This window comes from Paenibacillus agaridevorans (assembly GCF_003112455.1).
In the GTDB taxonomy this organism is placed as follows: domain Bacteria; phylum Bacillota; class Bacilli; order Paenibacillales; family Paenibacillaceae; genus Pristimantibacillus; species Pristimantibacillus agaridevorans.
On the sequence record NZ_BDQX01000174.1, the window covers coordinates 1 to 1,581 of the forward strand.

General features: G+C 53.4%; 1 protein-coding gene. It reads right to left on the bottom strand.

Translation table 11 applies throughout. The features are described from left to right. Nucleotides 1–71: 71 nt before the first annotated feature. Nucleotides 72–1,124, bottom strand: a complete 1,053-nt coding sequence (locus tag PAT3040_RS17615; RefSeq protein WP_108993761.1) for a BMP family lipoprotein — start codon at nt 1,122–1,124, stop codon at nt 72–74. Nucleotides 1,125–1,581 lie beyond the last annotated feature (457 nt).

Consider the following 1,581-nt stretch of genomic DNA (forward strand, 5'->3'; position numbering starts at 1 on the left):
CCGGCTCTTGCCGGTCTCGCTGCTTCGACAAACGAACTATACGGTTCTTGCTAGCGCAGCAGGCTTTCCGCTTATTTCGTCGGAACGGTAATTTCGCCGCTAACGATCTTGCCCTTGAACTCTTCGACTTGCTTCAATACTTCCTCAGGGACGTTAGCCTTCGAGGTCTCCGGCAACCCAACCGCGTCGTCCTTCAGACCAAGCTCCTGCACCGAGCCGCCTTGCCAGTTGCCTGCGATCAGATCTCTCGACACCTTGTGCACAGCCGTCTCTACGCCTTTCATCATAGATGTCAGCGTAACGTCATCGCCGAATTCCAGCGACTGGTCCTTGTCTACCCCGATTACCCATACATCCTTGCCGTTTTTCTTACGGTCCTTGGCTTCGTTAAATACGCCATTGCCCGTACCGCCGGACGCGTGGAAAATGATGTCGATGCCGCTATTGTACATCGTAGCTGCGGCGCTCTTGCCAAGATCCGGCTTATCGAACGCGCCCGTGTATACCACGTTGACTTTAATGTCAGGCTTCACGGCCTTTACGCCGGCCAGGAAGCCGGCTTCGAAACGTTTGATAACGGGAATTTCAAGTCCGCCCACGAAGCCGATCTTGTCCGTCTTCGTCATCAAGCCTGCCACAACGCCCACCAGGAACGAACCTTCATGTTCGGCAAAAGTGATGGACGTCACGTTCGACGCATCAACGACCGTATCGATAACGGCCAACTTCGCATCCGGGTTCTCCTTGGCTACTTTCGCGACCGCGTCCGTAAACAAAAAACCGATTCCCCAAGTTAGATCAAAGCCTTCCCGTACGAAGTTGTTAAGGTTCGGCTCCATGTCGGCCTCGCCCTTGGACTCCAGGAACTTCGTCTGAGCGCTGGTCTCTGCAGTTACGCGTTTCAGAGCCTCCCACGCGCTTTGGTTGAAGGACTTATCGTTAACGCCGCCTACGTCCGTTACCATGCCGATCCGGAAGTCCTTGCCTGTTTCGTCGGACTGTACTTTATCTCCGCCGGTGCCTGCTCCCGGGTTGACGGTGTTATTCTTGCCCGCCCCGCAGCCGGACAGTACCAGCGTAATTGCGAGTAGCAGCGAAAACATCATGCTGTACGTTTTTTTCATTGCCGCAATCTCCCCTTTTTGTACAATGTACAAGTGATGTGATATGGTGTGGCAGCTCGTATGTAGTATTGCTAATTCCTGCCGCTATTATTTCAATGTGGTTGCAAAACATTTACTCCCCTTACTCTCCATAAGCTCCGTACCTGTGCGTCGAACACCGCCAATGGCTTGGACCCCGCTCCACCTATATCCGACTGCTTTCATAGCCGCGCAGCGATCGCTGCGGAATTAGTGCGTGCGCCCGGGCGATTCGGCAATACTGATCGTGCACAGGCCGTGTTGGTGCGATATCGTGGATTTCTACGCTACATTTGCTCACCTCTGCCTGCATCGACACAATATAGTGGATTTGTCCGCTACATTTGCTCACCTCTGCCTTCAACGACGCAATATAGTGGATTTCTCCGCTACATTCCCTCTCCTCTGCCTACATCGACGCAATATAGTGGATTTCTCC

Excerpts from the sequence above, each read along its gene's own strand:
- PAT3040_RS17615 (WP_108993761.1), bottom strand. The coding sequence starts at position 1,124 with ATGAAAAAAACGTACAGCATGATGTTTTCGCTGCTACTCGCAATTACG.